Annotated in this window: 14 protein-coding genes; all 14 read left to right on the top strand. The window is 45.6% G+C overall.

What is annotated here, in order from left to right:
- The first annotated feature begins 661 nt into the window (after positions 1-661).
- The 14 genes from PUP29_RS02260 to recJ all read left to right on the top strand — a co-directional run bounded on the left by PUP29_RS02260 (position 662) and on the right by recJ (position 18,093).
- Positions 662-1,624: a hypothetical protein gene (locus PUP29_RS02260; protein WP_353423748.1), complete on the top strand. Its 963-nt coding sequence runs from the start codon at positions 662-664 to the stop codon at positions 1,622-1,624.
- 6 nt (positions 1,625-1,630) lie between these two features.
- Positions 1,631-2,464 carry an FUSC family protein gene (locus tag PUP29_RS02255; RefSeq protein ID WP_353424044.1) on the top strand — a complete coding sequence of 278 codons (834 nt, stop codon included), beginning with the start codon at positions 1,631-1,633 and terminating at the stop codon, positions 2,462-2,464.
- A 315-nt stretch (positions 2,465-2,779) separates the two neighbouring features.
- Positions 2,780-3,490 (top strand): UMP kinase, encoded by a 711-nt coding sequence (pyrH, locus tag PUP29_RS02250; protein ID WP_079547880.1) that lies wholly within the window; start codon positions 2,780-2,782, stop codon positions 3,488-3,490.
- A 112-nt stretch (positions 3,491-3,602) separates the two neighbouring features.
- Positions 3,603-4,166, top strand: coding sequence for a ribosome recycling factor (frr, locus tag PUP29_RS02245; protein WP_353423746.1), 564 nt, complete (start codon positions 3,603-3,605; stop codon positions 4,164-4,166).
- On the top strand, positions 4,156-4,365 hold the full coding sequence (locus PUP29_RS02240) for a hypothetical protein (RefSeq protein WP_353423744.1): 210 nt from the start codon (positions 4,156-4,158) through the stop codon (positions 4,363-4,365). The genes frr and PUP29_RS02240 overlap by 11 nt, the downstream gene beginning before the upstream one ends.
- Before the next feature lie 33 nt (positions 4,366-4,398).
- Positions 4,399-5,148 carry an isoprenyl transferase gene (locus PUP29_RS02235; protein ID WP_353423743.1) on the top strand — a complete coding sequence of 250 codons (750 nt, stop codon included), beginning with the start codon at positions 4,399-4,401 and terminating at the stop codon, positions 5,146-5,148.
- Positions 5,149-5,157: 9 nt separating this feature from the next.
- Positions 5,158-5,997, top strand: coding sequence for a phosphatidate cytidylyltransferase (locus PUP29_RS02230; protein WP_353423742.1), 840 nt, complete (start codon positions 5,158-5,160; stop codon positions 5,995-5,997).
- Between the two features lie 16 nt (positions 5,998-6,013).
- Positions 6,014-7,174 carry a 1-deoxy-D-xylulose-5-phosphate reductoisomerase gene (dxr, locus tag PUP29_RS02225; RefSeq protein WP_079547450.1) on the top strand — a complete coding sequence of 387 codons (1,161 nt, stop codon included), beginning with the start codon at positions 6,014-6,016 and terminating at the stop codon, positions 7,172-7,174.
- A gap of 4 nt (positions 7,175-7,178) precedes the next feature.
- Entirely contained in the window at positions 7,179-8,213 is a 1,035-nt protein-coding gene (locus PUP29_RS02220) for a M50 family metallopeptidase (RefSeq protein ID WP_353423741.1), read from the top strand.
- Between the two features lie 9 nt (positions 8,214-8,222).
- Positions 8,223-9,287 carry a flavodoxin-dependent (E)-4-hydroxy-3-methylbut-2-enyl-diphosphate synthase gene (ispG, locus tag PUP29_RS02215; protein ID WP_079547452.1) on the top strand — a complete coding sequence of 355 codons (1,065 nt, stop codon included), beginning with the start codon at positions 8,223-8,225 and terminating at the stop codon, positions 9,285-9,287.
- The gene (locus PUP29_RS02210; protein ID WP_353423739.1) at positions 9,284-13,642 is read left to right on the top strand and encodes a PolC-type DNA polymerase III; all 4,359 of its coding nucleotides are present in this window, start codon (positions 9,284-9,286) and stop codon (positions 13,640-13,642) included. The genes ispG and PUP29_RS02210 overlap by 4 nt, the downstream gene beginning before the upstream one ends.
- Positions 13,643-13,784: 142 nt before the next feature.
- On the top strand, positions 13,785-15,086 hold the full coding sequence (secD, locus tag PUP29_RS02205; protein WP_353423738.1) for a protein translocase subunit SecD: 1,302 nt from the start codon (positions 13,785-13,787) through the stop codon (positions 15,084-15,086).
- Complete coding sequence (gene secF / locus PUP29_RS02200) at positions 15,086-16,018, top strand: protein translocase subunit SecF (RefSeq protein ID WP_353423737.1); 933 nt, start codon at positions 15,086-15,088, stop codon at positions 16,016-16,018. The genes secD and secF overlap by 1 nt, the downstream gene beginning before the upstream one ends.
- A 77-nt stretch (positions 16,019-16,095) precedes the next feature.
- Positions 16,096-18,093, top strand: a complete 1,998-nt coding sequence (gene recJ, locus PUP29_RS02195) for a single-stranded-DNA-specific exonuclease RecJ (protein ID WP_353423736.1) — start codon at positions 16,096-16,098, stop codon at positions 18,091-18,093.

The following is an 18,093-nucleotide window of genomic DNA, read 5'->3' as shown; positions in this document are numbered from 1 at the left end:
CCATGGATTGATAATACCGTTCTCGTCAAGGGCATAAATGCGATTGCGTTTTCTGGCGGGCTCTTTCCCAAAATGCAAAGTAATTGACCAAAAGGGATACAAGAGGAAACAGGTGGTGCTTTATTTCTATTCAAGATACAGATCTATCCCAAATGACTGGGAGCGGGAATCGCGATCAATATGCTGACAACCGGAAAATTAAATCATCATAGCATATATCCTGGCATATAATGGTCGCATTTAAAAGATATCAAGAAACGGATAGAGAAGCTGCCGCTGGCGGCTTTTCTGTTTGCTAAATAATAGCGTATGGTTTATTATAAATAATTCGGACATAGAAATTTTATGTTAGCTTGAATGCTGTCTCGACAGTTTATGTGATTTAATAAAGAAAATGGACAGAGCCAGTACAGAAGCAAAAGCGCCTGAAAAGAAATGTGTCTGACGCATTTTTTGTTATGTTATATAGATTTTTTAAGATAGGAGGGGAACAACTATATCTGCAGCTTCCGCTTTTAGAAATATGAGCATGGAGTTTCGCAAACGTTTTCTGGACGCTTTGCCGGTAATAGTATTCTTCCTGCTGTTATTTTACACGGTCGTTTTTTCTGTAGGAACGAATTACGCGCTGATCGTTTCTATCACCACGACTGCATTCAAAGTGAATTTTAAGAAAAAAATGGATCTGCCGGGCATCTTTTTGTTGCTTTGCTCTCAAATAATCATTTGTGTTCTTGCATTTTTAGCGACGTTGAATATACCACTGTGTGTTATTCTGAATGGAATTGTTCCCTTCGTATTGATTTATTTGCAGTCATCTCAATTTAATCAAAAGGGCTATTTTGTGAGCGCCATGACATTTATTTTTTTGCAGCTGCGGCCGGTAGGATGGGATGGAATACTTTCTTTGCTCGGTATTATGGCACTGGCAAGCGGCTGCCTTGTAGTAGGTCTATTGCTTTATTCGGCATTCCATAAAAAAACTACCGATTATACGGCGGTCAAAAAAGGGATTATGCTTCTGTCTCAAGATTTTTGTGAAATGTCGGGGGGGAATGCAGAGCCGCATGGTTTACAGGAAAATATTCTTCAAATACAGGCTACGTTACACCGTAGAGTATACAGCAACAGAGATCTCATCTATCTGACCCGATATGAAGGAGAGATCCATTATATGTTTGCCCTGATGTTTCAGCGCGCGGCATACTATATTCTGGATTTCGGGGAAAGTATAGATGAAAATACGGAAAATAATCGAAAGATATTTTATAGGCTGGGTATTTTTCTAAATAAAGTAAATGATACAATGAATACTGCTGACAACAGCGAAATAATTAAAGAGGCTGAAAGTCTAATGAAAGAAACGAGCGGATTGACGGAACGGTTTGCTACATTTCTAAGGAACTTTCTCCGACTCTTGATCATGGCGCTGAAGGGGATGACTGAGGTGGAAAATAAGCCGCACCCTCAATGGAAGCTCCCGGTGAATTTACGGCCTATCAGCGGTCTCCGGGCCAGTATGCGGCTGAATCAATTTGAAGTAAGATTTGCCCTGCGCTTATCAATGACGGCAGTTATCAGCTTTTTAGTCGTAAGACTTACAAACAGCGAGCACTCCTATTGACTTCCGCTGAATGCATTTTTATTGTTGCAGCCAATGTATGAAGAAAGTGCCTACCGTATCAAAACAAGATTGTTTGGAAGCAGTATTGGCTGTCTGCTGTCCTATTTCGCACTTATGCTGTTTTCAGGGATTACGGGACATCTTATTTTTGCCACCGTTATGATAACCTTAATGTATTGTTCTACTCCGGGGAAATGGGTACAGCCAATTTTTTCGACAAGTTTTGCACTTTCACTTGCTTCCTTATCTATTGGAAGCACAGCGGCGGTTGAATTTAGATTGCTCTACCTTGGATTGGCGATAGGCCTTGTATTTTTCATTAACCGTTTTTTCTTTCCGACAAGTGCAAAAGGGCAATTCAAATTCAACATACGGGAATTGTTCCGCATACAGGATTCCTATATGAGTATGCTGGAAACAAGTTTATTACATTCCATAGATTCTCTGGTGCTGAGCGATTCTCTGGTGCATTTTCATCTGTTGCAAGATGAGATACGAAAATATGCGGATAAGAATTGTAAAAAGGAGGAGCAAAGGGCAATACGTAGCATGACGCTTCTCATGTGGCGTATGCTTGCGGAAGCGGAGCAGATGATCGTATTTATACAACGTGGAGAGTTAGCGGAGGAAAAACGTGGAGCAGTCCTGCAGTTTTCACATACTATGCGCCGCTGCTTTGAGAAGGGAATTTCCCCAAAACAGGAAATCCTTTCTCTGCCTTGTACGGAGTCTCCTTTTTTTGATGTACTTGAACAGCACTATTATTGCAACTTAAATGAACTGCAAAAATTGATCGGCACAGAAAAAGGGAATCTGCTATTCCTGTCTGTCAATCTATAAAACCAATCAGCGGGAAAAGCAGCCATTTTATATTGCCGAGCGATGGTTCTTTTGATATAATCAATATAAAGGCAAAGCATATTATCCAGAAGTCTATTGAGCCATTTTGGAGAAAATAATGATAGAAATATTTTCGGAAAAATCATTTGCATTTATGGATGCGGCCGCTAACGGGCTTGATATTCTTCTGATAGCAGTTAGAGCATAAAAGAAACACAATTGTGTTTCTCTTTTTATGTGTAAATTTATATATAAGGATGAACATGCTCGCCGCCAATACCGGAGGGATGTGAGATAAAAATGGAGGGAAGACAGATGACAGAACCTAAATATAAACGAGTGATTATGAAAATAAGCGGTGAAGCGCTCTGCTCACCAAATAATAAACCATTGGATTTTGATATTATAGATAATGTGACAGAACAAATTATTGATATTGCCGCACAGGGAGTAGAGATCGGTATTATCGTCGGAGGGGGCAATATTTGGAGAGGCGCCCGCGTAGGTAAGCACATGGATCGTACGACGGCAGATTATATGGGTATGCTTGCAACGGTCATCAACGCGCTTGCTCTTCAGGATTCCCTGGAGGAAAAGGGGCTGCAGACGCGTGTGCAGACAGCGATAGAGATGCGGCAGATCGCAGAACCATACATCCGGCGGAAAGCAGTAAAGCATCTGGAAAAAGGCCGGGTCGTGATTTTTGCATGCGGAACAGGAAATCCATATTTTTCCACAGATACAGCGGCTGCACTGCGCGCGGCAGAAATGGAAGTGGATCTGATCATGCTGGCCAAAAATGTAGACGCGGTATATGACAGTGACCCGAAAGAAAATCCGGGCGCGGTACGTTTCGATTCGATCAGTTATATGGATGTGATCAATAGGGGACTCAGCGTGATGGATAATACTGCGATTACCTTATGTATGGATAATCATATTCCGATCAATGTATTTGGCGTGAACGAAAAGGATAGTATCAGGCGTGTTGTTTTCGGAGAAGAGATTGGAACGATGATTCGTTAGGAGCGGTAAAATCCTATAAGTTAGGATTGAGTTTTAAAACGCATTACGGTACAATAGTATTAAATACAAAACACCTTTTTATGATTTGGAATGATGAAAGGAACGGGTGAATATGCAGATTAAACATGAGGCACTTGAAACTGCCGCAACCAAAATGGATAAAACATTGGGCGTTCTGAGAAAAGAGCTCGTCAGCATCCGGGCAGGACGCGCAAATGCACAGCTTTTAGATGGAATTATGGTGGATTATTACGGTACGCCTACGCCGATCAATCAGGTCGGCAACATTGCGGCACCCGAACCGCGGCTCCTTACGATTTCATTGTGGGATGCGAGTATATTGCATGAAGTAGAGAAAGCGATCCAAGCATCGGACCTTGGCATCAATCCGGCCAATGACGGGAAGATGATTCGCCTCGCTTTCCCTGAAATTACAGGAGAAAAAAGACAGGAGCTTGTAAAGCTGGCTAAGAAAAAGACCGAGGAAGCAAAAGTTGCGATACGCGCCATTCGCCGTGACGCGAACGAAGTGTTTAAGAAAGATAAAAAAGCAAGCATCATTACAGAAGACGATTATGAGATATTGGAAAAAGAGATTCAAACGCTGACAGACAAAAAGACGAAAGAAGCGGAAGAGATTCTTGCTGCAAAGGAAAAAGAAATTCTTGAAATATGATTTTTTGGGGGTAGAGCTGAAAGAGGCCGAGAGGATATTGAAACGGGATAAGCAGCCTTACAGTATTGTCCGTTATGTATCCTATAGACCCTATACAGATGCCGATTCAATACGGGTCCTGCGGATGCGTTTCCGTAATGGGATCTATGAACTTGTGGTCGGCGAATTTATAACGAATGTTAGGACGTCTCAGGGCTGATGCCTTGAGACGCACTTTTTAAGGGAGCAGTAAATGGGATTCTTTTCAAGAAAGCGCTCTGCAGAATTGTCGGAGCTTGACCTCGGCAATCTGCCTGCGCATGTGGCGATCATTATGGACGGAAACGGCCGGTGGGCGAAAAAACGTTTCCTGCCCCGCGCAGCAGGTCATCGGGCGGGGATGTATAAGGTGAAAACGATCATTCGCATGAGCAGCGATATCGGTATCAAGCACTTGACCCTATACGCTTTTTCAACAGAGAACTGGAAACGGCCGAAAGAAGAAGTAGGGGCGTTGATGAATCTGTTGATTGAATTTTTACAAAAAGAACTCGACGAAATGCATGAGCGAGGCGTAATATTCCGTACGATAGGGGATATCAGCCGCTTGCCGCAGGCTGTGATCGATGTGCTTGAGAATGCAAAGGAAAAAACGAAAAACAACACGGGATTAACGCTTAATATTGCGCTTAATTATGGTTCGCGTTCCGAGATCAAAAACGCTGTGATCAAAATCGCAGATAAAGTAAGGAACGGGGAGATCGCCCCTGAAGAGATCACAGAGCAAATGATCTCTGAACATCTGGACACTTGCGGACAGCCTGACCCTGATTTTATGATACGCACAAGCGGTGAGGAACGGCTTTCCAATTATTTGCTTTATCAGCTTGCCTATGCGGAATTTTATTTCACACCAGTGTTTTGGCCGGATTTCGATGAAGCGGAATATGAAAAGGCTCTTATTGAATATCAAAACAGACAGCGCCGTTATGGCGGCCTTTAAGGAGCAACTATGCTGAAAAGAATTTTAGTATCGATTCCGATTGTGGTCATCGTAGCACTCGCCGCGATCTTCCAAAGCTGGATATTGGTGATCCTTGCGGCGGTACTGGCCCTTACCACACAGTTTGAGATCGTCCGGGCGTTAAACGGCAACGGAAAGAGAGTCGTAATTTTCACCTCTTATTTATTCGCAGTCGTTTTAGCAGCTTTTTTTGTCGGCTTTTTTCTCTTACTGCAAAACGGTGCGGATTATGTCCCGTGGATGCCGGTCTTATCTCTTTCCGCATTTGTTATACTGATCATGCTGACGTTTATTATTGCTATGTTTTCGCGGAAGCATACGGCAGACAGTGTGACAAATACGATTTTTACGTTTGTATATCCCCAATTATTTATGGCGTTGTTTTATATGCTGATTCTTGCGAATATAGGGGAATACTACCGCATGCTCGTTGTATTTCTTATGGTTTTGATTCCCGCCATGTTTTCAGATACATTCGCTTATTTCATTGGTATGGCACTGGGCAAGCGCAAACTATGTCCTCAAATCAGTCCTAAAAAAACGGTAGCCGGCAGTATAGCGGGCATAATCGGCGGAACGGTTGGTGCGCTCCTGATCACCGTATTATTTTGGGGAGGAAAAGATATTCTTTATTTTATGGCATCAGGAGCAATATTGGGAACGATTTCGCAATTTGGAGATCTCAGCGCATCGTTCATAAAGCGTTCATTGAATATTAAAGATTTTGGCAAGATTTTACCCGGTCATGGTGGTATAGTGGACAGGATGGATAGTATCCTGTTCTGCATTCCGGTTGTGTTTATTTTGACAACAACAGGATTGATATGACTGCAAGGAGACAGCATTGAGAAACATAACGATATTAGGTGCGACCGGTTCGGTCGGAAAACAATCGGTGGATGTGGCGAAGGCCTATCCGGACAAGATACATGTCGGCTGTATTTCAGCGCACAGAGATGTTGAGGCTCTTGCGGAAGCAGCAAATGAGTTGCGGCCGGAGTATGTTGCATTTACGGGAGCAGAGACTGAACTGAACCAAGTAGAAAAGCTGCTGGACTATCGCCCGGTTATTCTATCGGGACGGGATGCGCTGAAGAAGGCGTGTACATGCGGCCAGCCGGATATGGTGGTGTTGTCTGTTTTGGGGATCGCAGGTCTTCCTGCGTTTGAGGAGTGCCTGAAGCATAAAATCACAGTGGCGCTTGCCAATAAGGAATCTTTGGTGTGCGGAGGGCATATCGCGCAGAAACTGATTCAGGAGACAGGCACGAAGGTACTTCCGGTCGACAGCGAACACTCAGCACTATTTCAATGCCTGAATCACCATTTTGATACGAAAGGTGTAGAAAATTTGTGGGTCACCGCCTCTGGCGGTCCTTTTCTGAATTGGAGCAAGGAAGAGATAGAACATGCTCCGCTCGAAAAAGCGCTGAAGCATCCCAGATGGAATATGGGGCAAAAAATCACGATCGATTCAGCTTCTCTTGCTAATAAAGGGCTTGAAGTAATGGAGGCACATTTTATGTACCATATTCCGCCCGAACATATTAAGGTATTGATACACCCGCAGAGTATCGTTCATTCCATGGTGGAATGGGAGGATTCCTCAGTAACTGCCCAAATGGGGCCGGTCGACATGCGGATGCCGATCCAAAAGGCGATGCTGTTTCCGGAAATGGTACCCAATCCTTGTATAAAGCCGCTTAATTTCTATGAAATCGGAAGCTTGGAATTTTCAGAGCCCGATATAGAACGGTTCCCATGTCTTGCACTTGCGTTTGATGCAATCAGGGAGGGCACGACTGCCGTCTATAATACGGCGAATGAAGAAGCGGTCGCCTGCTATTTGTCAGCATCAATTGAATTCGGAGAAATAGCGCGGTTGATACAAAAAAGCATGAAGGAGTTTCGCGAGAAAAAACCGCAGAACGTTGCCGAAATACTGGATTTGGAACAGGATGTCAGAAATTATGTGAGAGCTCAGGTCTGGGATATCCGGAGGTAAATGATTGCAGGTCATAATTAGTATTATCGTAACGCTGCTCGTCCTTACTGCCCTTGTGGTAGCGCATGAGTTTGGTCATTATATCGTTGCGAAGAAGCGTGGAATAAAGGTAACTGAATTTGCGATCGGCTTTGGGCCAAAGCTGATCAAATGGCATAGGGGGGAAACGGAATTTTCGATTCGGCCCTTCTTCATAGGAGGTTATAACAAATTTGCGGATGACGAGGAGCACGAGCCGGTACCGGGGGATTTTCGTGCTGCCTCTCTGAAAAGCCGTTTTTTAGTGATCATTGCCGGCCCTCTTATGAACGTTATCCTTGCCGTTGTGCTGGCTGCCGTATATTTAATGTCTGTTGGAACGGTTTTACCGAAAGTGGTTGCTGTCGACGCGGGTTCTCCGGCATATGAAGCGGGGGTTCAGGCAGGAGATGTGATAAAAAGCATGGACGGTATCAGCATCGATTTTACAAACGATTTGACGACTGCCATGACTGCGCCGCAGGGAGACTCGTTGGAGCTTGTTGTGCAGCGCGATGGCGAGACGCTGCGGTTTAGCGTGCCTTATGAGGATGAAACGGTAGATGGGCGCAAGGTGACCGGTTTTACCATGGGGGGAGAAAATGGCTGGCAGGAGGTGCGCTATAATTTTTTTGAAGCCGTGGGCCTCAGCTTCAAATGGCTGTTTTTAATTACGCAGCAGATGCTTTCCGCATTAGGACAGTTGTTTTTTATGGGGCAGGGAGTCCAGAATATGTCGGGGATCGTCGGTGTAGCAACTGTCGTGGGGCAGGCGGCAATGATTGGATTTGAACCGGTGCTCTATTTGACAGCTCTGCTGAGCATTAATCTTGCTATTGTTAATTTGCTTCCGATCCCGGCGCTCGACGGCGGTAAAATTGTCCTATATGCAGTTGAAGGGATCCGGAAAAGACCAGCCTCGCCCAGAGTGGAGGGAGCGCTAAACCTTGGCGGAATGATATTGATTTTCGGATTAGCGATTTTTTTGGTTTTTCAGGATATTCAACGGCTGATTTTGTAGGAGCGGGATATGAAGACACGGGTGGTAAAAATTGGGAATACTGCGATTGGAGGAGGAATGCCGGTCGCAGTCCAATCTATGACAAATACAGATACGAAAGACGCTGTAAAAACGATAGCGCAGATCGCCTCTCTTGAAAAAGCAGGATGTGAAATCGTTCGGTGTGCAGTTCCGGATGTGGAGAGCGCAGCGGCTCTGCGTAAAATCAAGGATGCGATCTCCATACCGTTGGTCGCAGATATTCATTTTGATGCACAGGCAGCCATTGCGGCAATTGAAAACGGGGCAGATAAAATACGCATCAACCCCGGCAATATCGGGAACCGGGAAAAGATCATAGCCGTTGTGGAGGCGGCAAAGGCAGCGCATATTCCGATCAGGGTCGGAGCAAATGCAGGTTCGTTGGCAAAAGATGTGTTATCTAAATATGGCGGGCCCACCTCTGATGCTTTGGTCGCAAGCGTCATACAAAACATACGAATTTTAGAACGGGCAAAATTTGAAGACATTGTTGTGTCTATCAAATCCTCGAATGTTCCGGTTTGTGTAGAAGCCTACCGGAAGATCGCAAAGCAGATCGATTATCCGTTGCATCTCGGAGTGACGGAAGCCGGCACCTATCATATGGCCGTAATCAAATCTGCTATTGCGATAGGAGCCTTGCTTCTTGACGGGATCGGCGATACTCTGCGGGTATCCGTTACAGGAGATCCGGTGCAGGAGATTTACGCTGCGCATGATATATTAAAGAGCTGCGGGCTTCGCAAGTCAGGCGTAGAAATTATTTCCTGCCCGACATGCGGAAGATGTTCCATCGATATTGAAAAAATTGCCGGAAGCATTGAGAAGTTTACACAGGATATCAAAGCTCCGCTGAAAATTGCGGTCATGGGGTGCGCGGTCAACGGGCCGGGCGAAGCGCGTGAGGCAGATATCGGAATTGCTGGCGGACGCGGCGAGGGGCTTTTGTTTGCCCATGGGGAGATCATTAAAAAAGTAGATGAATTCAACATTCTGCCGGAACTGCGCAGGATGATCTTGGAGCTTGTAGAGGAAAGGGAAGAACAACATTGAACGCGCTTGTAAACGCCCTCGCAAAGATAATCGAAGCGATCAAAAAGGACGAACACTTTTCAAATATCATACAATTCGATAGAGTGGAATACAGCTCGGAAGAAGAAAAGATGAAGGCTTTCTTCAAAACAGTAAAGCATCTTTCTCCTTTTGAGTTTATGCACATAAAACAGAAATTAGAAATATCTGGAAATGAGAAAATAAAGATTCTGCTGGATCAGTCCGATTATGCAGAGGCGATCCTTTCTGATGAGACTATTTTAGAGCAATATCTGAAAGATTTTATAATTCTGTCTGAACCTGCGGTCATGCCGTTTATCAGTCAGGCAAAAATAACGATGGCGGACCATAGTCTTGAAATCGTATTCCCGTCTGAAATAGCAGAGGGGATATGTAAGACAATGGAGCTTGGCATGCTTGCCGAATATTTTTTAAAGGATACCTACGGCCTGAAGATGGGGATACGCACCTGCGTAGCAGAGGATGCGCAAAGCAGCTATGAGGTTTCTCCCGAAGTGAAGAAATCGATCGAGAGCCAAAGCAGCAGGAGCGAAAGAACGAATAAGCGCCCTGCAGAACGAAAGGAACCTATCGCTGAAGAAATGACGCCGCCACCGTGGGAAGCGCCTCCCGAAACAGAAGAGCCGGCCCCCATATCCGCTCCGGAAAAGATACCATCCCCCGTGCAAATGCAGACTGATTCATCGGCGGGCGGAGCAATAACAAAAATATGTGATTTGCAGACAGATACACGCGTCTCCATAGAGGGGGAAGTCGTTTTTACAGAGGATAAGGAACTTAAAAACGGCGAGCTGATCAAGCATAAATTTGTCGTAACGGATTACACCTCCAGTATTACCTGTTTTTTTCTGGAAAGCAATAAATATAAAACACGTCTGACCGCACCGAAGAAGGGCCAGTGGGTAGTAGTTACCGGCTTATGCGCAGACGATAGCTTCGAGCATGAAAAAACGGTCAAAGCGCAGAAAATCGAAAAATCCAATCATAAGGACAGGGAGGATAAAGCCGAGGTAAAGCGTGTAGAGCTGCATACGCATACTCAAATGTCGGCGCAGGACGCCGTATCGGATGTGAAAAAGATCGTGGAGCGCGCAGCTAAATGGGGACATAAAGCGATTGCGATCACAGATCACGGTGTCGTACAGGCGTTTCCGGATGCGGCAAATGCCGCTAAAGCAAACGGGATCCATTTGATTTATGGAGTAGAAGGATATATGATAGATGATTCCCGGCGGATCTATGACGCTGAGGATCACCGGAAATTCACGGATGAATATGTGGTATTTGATATCGAGACGACCGGACTTTCTCATATCAACTGTGATATTACTGAAATAGGCGCTGTGCGCGTGAAGGATGGGAAACTAACGGACCGCTTTCAGACTTTTGTTAGACCGCGCGGCCCGATCCCGCCCAAAATCGTCTCTTTAACAGGGATCAATGACGATATGGTCAAGGATGCGCCTTTGCCGGAAGAGGCGCTGGAGGAGTTCCGGCGTTTCTGTGGGGAAGAAGCGGTACTTGTCGCGCATAATTCAGACTTTGATACAAAATTTATTTTTCACAAGTCGCGGGAGTTTGGGATCACCTATCCGCATAAGGTAGTGGATTCCCTTGCCTTATGCCGCCTTGCTTTTCCTTCCTTAAAAAATCATAAATTAAATACAGTGGCAGGGCATTTGCATATTCCGCTTGAGCATCACCGCGCGGTGAATGATGCGGTATGCACTGCGCGCGTCATGCTGGAATGCTTCCGAGAATTTGAAAAGCAAGGCGCGGCGGATATGCAGGGTATAAACGAAATGTTTGCAAAGCAAGCAGACAGTAAAACCGCCAAGACTTATCATGTTATTTTGTTATGTAAAAATAAGCAGGGACTTAAAAATCTGTATAAGCTTGTTTCGTTTGCACATCTCGATTATTTTTACCGCAAGCCGCGTATGCCGAAAAGTGTGATCGAAGCGCATAGAGAGGGCCTGCTTATCGGTTCTGCCTGCGAAGCGGGAGAATTGTATCAAGCCTTGCTCGCAGGAGCGGATGAACAGAAGCTAATGAACATTGCTTCGTTTTATGATTATTTGGAAATACAGCCCACGGCCAATAATGAGTTTATGGTCAAAAAGGGTATCTTGGCAAGCAACGAAGATATCAGACATCTCAATAAAAAGATCGTAGAACTTGGGAAAAAACTCGATAAGCCCGTCGTGGCGACCTGTGACGTCCATTTTTTAGACCCGCATGAAGAATATTTTCGCCGCATCATTTTTCAGATTCAGGGATATGACGACACAGAGCAGGCGCCGCTTTATCTGCGTACAACAGACGAGATGCTGAAAGAATTTGCGTATTTGGGGGAAGATACGGCTTATGAGGTAGTGGTCAAAAACTCCAACAGCATCGCTGAGATGACAGAGGAGATCGAGCTTTTTCAGTCCGAGACAGCAATGCCGAGCCTTCCGAACGCCGCAGAAAATATTACGGAGCTTGCCTTTAAAACGGCAAAAGAAAAATATGGGGACCCGCTTCCGGAGCTTATTGAAGCGCGTTTGAAGCGCGAACTGGATTCGATCGTATCCCATGGATTCTCTGTGCTTTATTACAGCGCGCATCTGTTGGTAAAAAAATCCAATGAGGACGGCTATCTGGTCGGCTCCAGAGGGTCCGTTGGTTCCAGTCTTGCCGCTACGATGACGGGGATCACGGAAGTAAATCCTCTGCCTCCGCATTATATTTGCCCAAAGTGTAAACATTCTGATTTTGATATCGATAAAGAGAAGTATCCCTCAGGCGTAGATTTGCCGGATGCGGTATGCCCCGTTTGCGGCACACAATATCTGAAAGACGGTTATGACATTCCGTTTGAGGTTTTCCTCGGGATAGATGCGGATAAGGTGCCGGATATCGACCTTAATTTCTCAGGAGAATATCAGCCGACTGCGCATAAATATACGGAAGTGATGTTTGGAAAAGGACATGTGTTCCGTGCAGGAACGATCAGCACCGTAAAGGATAAGATCGCCTATGGTTATGTCAAAAAATTTCTTGAGCAGACGGGAACACAGGCAAATGAGGCGGAGATCAACCGCCTTGTACAGGGAGTATCGGGAGTAAAAAAGACGACCGGACAGCATCCGGGCGGCATTGTTATCGTGCCGCACGATATGGAGGTGTATGATTTTACGCCCGTACAGAAGCCGGCCGATTCAGCGGAGGCAGAATGGGTTACGACCCATTTTGATTTCAATTCCATGCATGATATTTTGATCAAGCTGGATATTCTCGGCCACGATGTTCCTACAATCATTAGGCTGCTGCAGGACGCGACCGGGATCGATCCGCTGACGATCCCCTTGGACGACAAGCCGACGATGGAGCTTTTTTCCGGGCTAAAGCCGCTTGGACTTAAATCAAAAGACCTTCTCGGCATTCAAACAGGAACGCTCGGGATCCCGGAATTCGGAACGAAGTTCGTGCGCCAAATGCTGATGGATACGAAACCGACAACGATGTCTGAGATTGTGCGGATCAGCGGCCTTTCCCATGGAACAGACGTATGGCTCGGAAACGCGCAGGACTTGATAAAGGCTGGCACCTGTACGCTGAAAGAAGCGATTTGTACGCGGGATGATATTATGAATTATCTGGTAGATAAAGGCGTGGAAAAGCGCATGGCGTTTTTCATTATGGAAGCGACCAGAAAGGGAAAGGTAGCCAAAAACGGCTTTACAGAGGATATGCAGAAAGCGCTCGATGATGCGCATATTGCGGACTGGTTCATAGAATCCTGTAAAAAAATCAAATATATGTTCCCCAAAGCGCATGCGGTCGCATATGTGATTATGGCATACCGAATCGCTTATTGTAAGGTCCATTATCCGGAGGCATTCTATTCCTCTTATTTTACAGTCCGCGCCAATGACTTTGACGCATCGTATGTATTAGGCGGACTTGAAGACATTAAAAAGAACTGGCAGGCCATAGAAAGCAACGGAAATGCGACGGCGAATGAGAAAAATATGGCGACGATGCTTGAAGTAGCGTGCGAGATGTATTTGCGGGGTTATCATTTTCTGCCCGTAGACCTTAAAAAATCAGATGCAGAAAAATTTTTGATCGAAGAGGGCGGACTGCGGCTGCCGTTTTTGTCGATCCCCAAGCTTGGGGGAAATGCGGCGGCAAAAATCGTTGAAGAGCGTGAAAAAGGGGCGTTCCTGTCTATAGAGGATTTGAGAAAGCGGGCCAAAATATCGACCGCAGTCATCGAGGAAATGCAGAAAATGGGGACGCTTACCGGGCTTTCCCAAACGAACCAGCTCAGCTTGTTCGATTTCTAAACGAAGCGTTTTCAATTGACTATTCCTTTGCACAGCTATATAATATTAAGGTGAGTTTTTAGCCGCAGATGCTTGCGGTTTCTTTTCACAGCGGACAAAGGCTTGATTTTGTCTGACAATTAGAAAGTTAGGAGGAACATTGATGAAAAAACGCAGTGTGATCGGCATTATTGTGACATTTGTAGTCATCATATTGTTGTGCTTTGTTGTCATCAACGGTTTCGATGTTGGAGTCTACGAAATCAGGCCGCTCAACGGTATCCAACAGGGACTGGATCTGACAGGCGGCGTTTATACCGTTTATCAGGCAGCTGACACCTCGGTTGATGATTTTGATGAGAAAATGGACGGTGCCATGCTTGTGCTTCGGGATAGGCTCGATGCAAAAGGATTCACGGAAGCAACCGTTACAAGACAGGGAACGGACCGTATCCGGGTCGAGATACCGATCAACAGTACTAGTGAAATGCAGGACCCAAACGAGGTGGCTGAGTTCATCGGAACGCCTGCTAAGCTGGAGTTTGTGGACCCGAACGGTGAAACGATTCTGGAGGGCGGAGATATCCAAAAAGCAGAGGCGGTACAGAATTCGCAGACGCTTGAATATGCCGTAAGCTTTGAACTGACGCAGGAAGGAGCAGAAAAATTCGCCGAAGCTACGCAGGAATTTCTGAACCAGACGATTGCCATTACGATCGACGGAGAAACCATCTCTGCTCCTACTGTAAACAGTGTGATTGCCAATGGGCGTGGAGAAATCACAGGAGATTTTACCATGGAAGAAGCGCAGGATCTTGCAATGCAGATCGAAAGCGGTGCGCTTCCTCTTGATCTTCAAGAAATAGAGGTGCGTTCCATCAGTGCTACGCTTGGAGAGGGAGCGCTTCAAAACAGTATCTTTGCGGGGATAGTCGGCCTTGTGATCCTCTTCGCTTTTATACTGATTTATTATAGGTTGCCGGGGCTCACGGCTTGTATGGCACTTATCGTTTATATTATGTTTGTTCTGCTTTTGCTTGGCAGTGTGCCGGGGGTACAGCTGACGCTACCCGGTATTGCAGGTATTATCCTCGGTATCGGTATGGCGGTCGATGCGAACGTCATTATATTCGAACGGTTCAAGGAAGAATTTCGTTCAGGAAAAACGCTACGTACCTCTTTTAACGGAGGCTTCCAAAAAGCGTTCATTACAATTCTGGATTCCAATATCACGACGCTTATCTGTGCGGTGGTGCTTGCGGTGTTTGGCACGGGAACTCTGAAAAGCTTTGCGTATACGCTTATTATCAGCATCATTGTTTCCATGATTTCAGCACTGCTGATTACAAGAGGGATCCTGAAAATGTTCATCAACCTGAATATTAAAAATCCAAATGTGTTTATGGCGAAGGCCCGACAGCTCCGCGAAGCAGCGAAGGCTGCAAGGGAAGGGGGTAATGCGTAATGATTACGAAGCATTTTAAAAAGTTTCTGATTGCTCCCATCGTTATTCTCGCTCTTGGTGTTATTTTCGGTATAGTGAACGGCGGTCTGAATCTCGGTATTGATTTTACCGGAGGCAGCATCGTTACGATCGACTTTCAGGAAGAATTTGATACAGCTGTCGTACAGCAGGCCCGTGATCAAAATGGAATGGGAGATTCGCCGATCGTGAAATCGGGGGAGGGGTATACGCAGGCGGAGATTCGGATGCGTACGCTCGATACGGATGAATTGCAGTCCACGACAAACAATGCAATCTTGGAGGACATCAAGGAGACTTATCCGGAAGCAGAAATCACAACTGTCGATAAGGTCGGCGGAGTCGCAAGTGCTGATCTTGTGAAGAATGCATTTTTGGCAGTGGCGATCGCATGCGGTCTTATGCTGATTTATATCTGGATACGGTTCCAGCTATATAATGGTATTAGTGCAGTCGTCATGCTGGTGCATGACGTAGGTATCATGATTGCCATTATGTGCATTCTGCAGATACAGATCAATAGCGCATTTATTGCGGCCTGCCTCACTATAATCGGTTATTCCATCAATAATACGATCGTTATTTTTGACCGTGTGAGGGATAATCTTAAAATCATGAATCCGAAGCGTATTCCGCGCGCAGAAATTGCAGATACCAGTATCAAAGAAACGCTTACGCGTACGATCAATACATCTGTGACAACTTTGATCATGATCGTGTGCCTGTATATTTTTGGCATATCGACGATCAAGGAATTTTCTTTCCCGATCATCGTTGGTTTGCTTGCAGGCGTTTATTCTTCCGTATTTCTGGCGGCCCCTATGTGGTCGCTTATGGCAGACCGCTCCGACAGGAAGAAAAATGGTGCTGCTAAAACAAAATCAAAGAAGAAAACAAAAACAGCAAAGGCTTAACAAAAAAAGACCTCCCTATGAGGAGGTCTTTTTTCTAAGGAAACAATATGAGGTATATTTTAAAACAGAAGCCTCAAATGAATACAGAAAAAGAAGCGGTCGCACGTTTGCGGAAAGAATTGAAGCTATCCCAAATCACGGCTTCTCTGCTATGCGCCCGCGGTCTGTCGGATACCGCGGCAGCTTATGATTTCCTGAATCCCGGAGTCAGCCAGCTGCATGACCCATTCAGTTTTTTAGATATGCGCGATGCAGTAAGCGCGATCAAGCATGCAATAGCGTCTAAAAAAAGAATCTGCGTTTATGGGGATTATGATGCAGACGGTATCTCTGCCAGCGCGATTCTGTATAAAACGCTTGTGCAAATGGGCGGACAGGTGGAAGTATTTCTGCCAAACCGTATGGAGCATGGCTACGGCCTTACGATGGATAACGTAAAGAGCTTGCAGGGAATATCCCTGCTCATCACTGTAGATTGCGGGATCACCAGCATAGACGAAATAGAGCAAGCAAAAAAAATGGGGATGACGACGATACTTACCGATCATCACGAATGTCCGCCGGTTTTGCCGCAGGCCGATTATATTTTAAATCCACACCGTCCCGGGGAGACATATCCGTTTGATTCTCTTTGTGGAGCGGGCGTTGCATTTAAATTAGCTCAGGCCCTGATTGGCGATGCTGCGCTTGAAATGATCGATCTTGCTGCGCTTGCTACGATTGCCGATATCGTTCCGCTGCTTGGTGAAAATCGCTCGATCTCGGCTTTGGGTTTAAAACGTCTGAATGAGGAACCCAACCCGGGCGTTGCAGCACTCGTGCAAAAAGCCTGCACAAAACGCAACGCGGAGATCGACGCGCAAACGGTATCTTTTGTTCTTGCCCCCCGTATCAATGCGGCCGGACGTATTTCCACCGCAAAAACTGCTTTTGAGCTTTTAACGGAAAACGACGAGGAGAAACTCAATGATCTTGCAGAGCAGTTATGTGCGCTCAATGCAGACAGACAGCAGAGGCAGGAGAAAGTCGTAAGTGAAGCGGTCCGGATGTATACTGAAAGCGGTGATCCATCGGCGAGCATTATTATTCTCTATCAAAAAGACTGGGATATTGGCATCGTGGGATTGGCGGCATCTAAAATCGCAGAAGCATATATGCGCCCGACGATCCTGCTTGGGGAAACTGAACCGGGCCTTTATACCGGCTCGGCGCGCAGTATCCCCGGAATCAACATATATGAGGCGATGAGGTCTCAGGCTAAATTATATGAAAAATTCGGCGGGCATGCCGGAGCCGCCGGCTTGACGGTAAAAGAAGAATATCTTCCGCAGATTGCACGGCGCCTTGATGGCTATTTGAAGCAAGCCTATAAAGAAGATGTTTTTAGACCGCTTAAGACCTATGATTTTGAAATCGTTCCCGCTGAAATCAATAATGCACTGATTTCTGAATTGGAGCGGCTTCGGCCTTTCGGTTTCAAAAATGAGCAAGTAGAGCTTTTAGTGCGTGGCGCCCGTTTGGAAAATATCCGTTCTATAGGGGAAGACCGCCATGCAAAGTTTAAGATATCAAAGCAGGGAAGGGAAATAAACGCCGTTGTTTTTGGAACATCTGCTTCCGAGCTCCCCAAACAGGCGGATATCGTGGGAACGGTAAGCGTGAATACCTATGATATGAAACCGCAGATGGTTGTAAGTGTATTGTCTTATGAAGACACTCTATTGCAACGGCTTCAGAAAGCAAAAAAATATTTAGAGCGCATGACAGCTCCGGCGGTGTCGGACCGACAGATATATTTTGTTCCTCGTTCTCTTTTGCTTGAGATATATGCCGTCCTGAAAGGGGCGGCAGAGCGTAAAATAACGTTTTCGGATGAAGCGGATGTCGCCGCTTTCATCCAAAAATACGCGCCAGTTACTGAACCTGAAAGAATCGTTTTCGCATTAACTGTGTTTCGGGAAATTGGTTTGCTTGAAATGAAAAAAAATGATAGAATACACATTGTGATATATACGGGAAAGCGCGAGCTTTCGAACAGCAGATTATATAAAATGTTTACTTCGGGAGAGATGTGA

Origin of the sequence: Christensenella massiliensis (assembly GCF_040409835.1) — a bacterium.
Lineage (GTDB): Bacteria > Bacillota > Clostridia > Christensenellales > Christensenellaceae > Christensenella > Christensenella massiliensis.
This window is presented reverse-complemented; position numbering and strand designations above follow the sequence as displayed.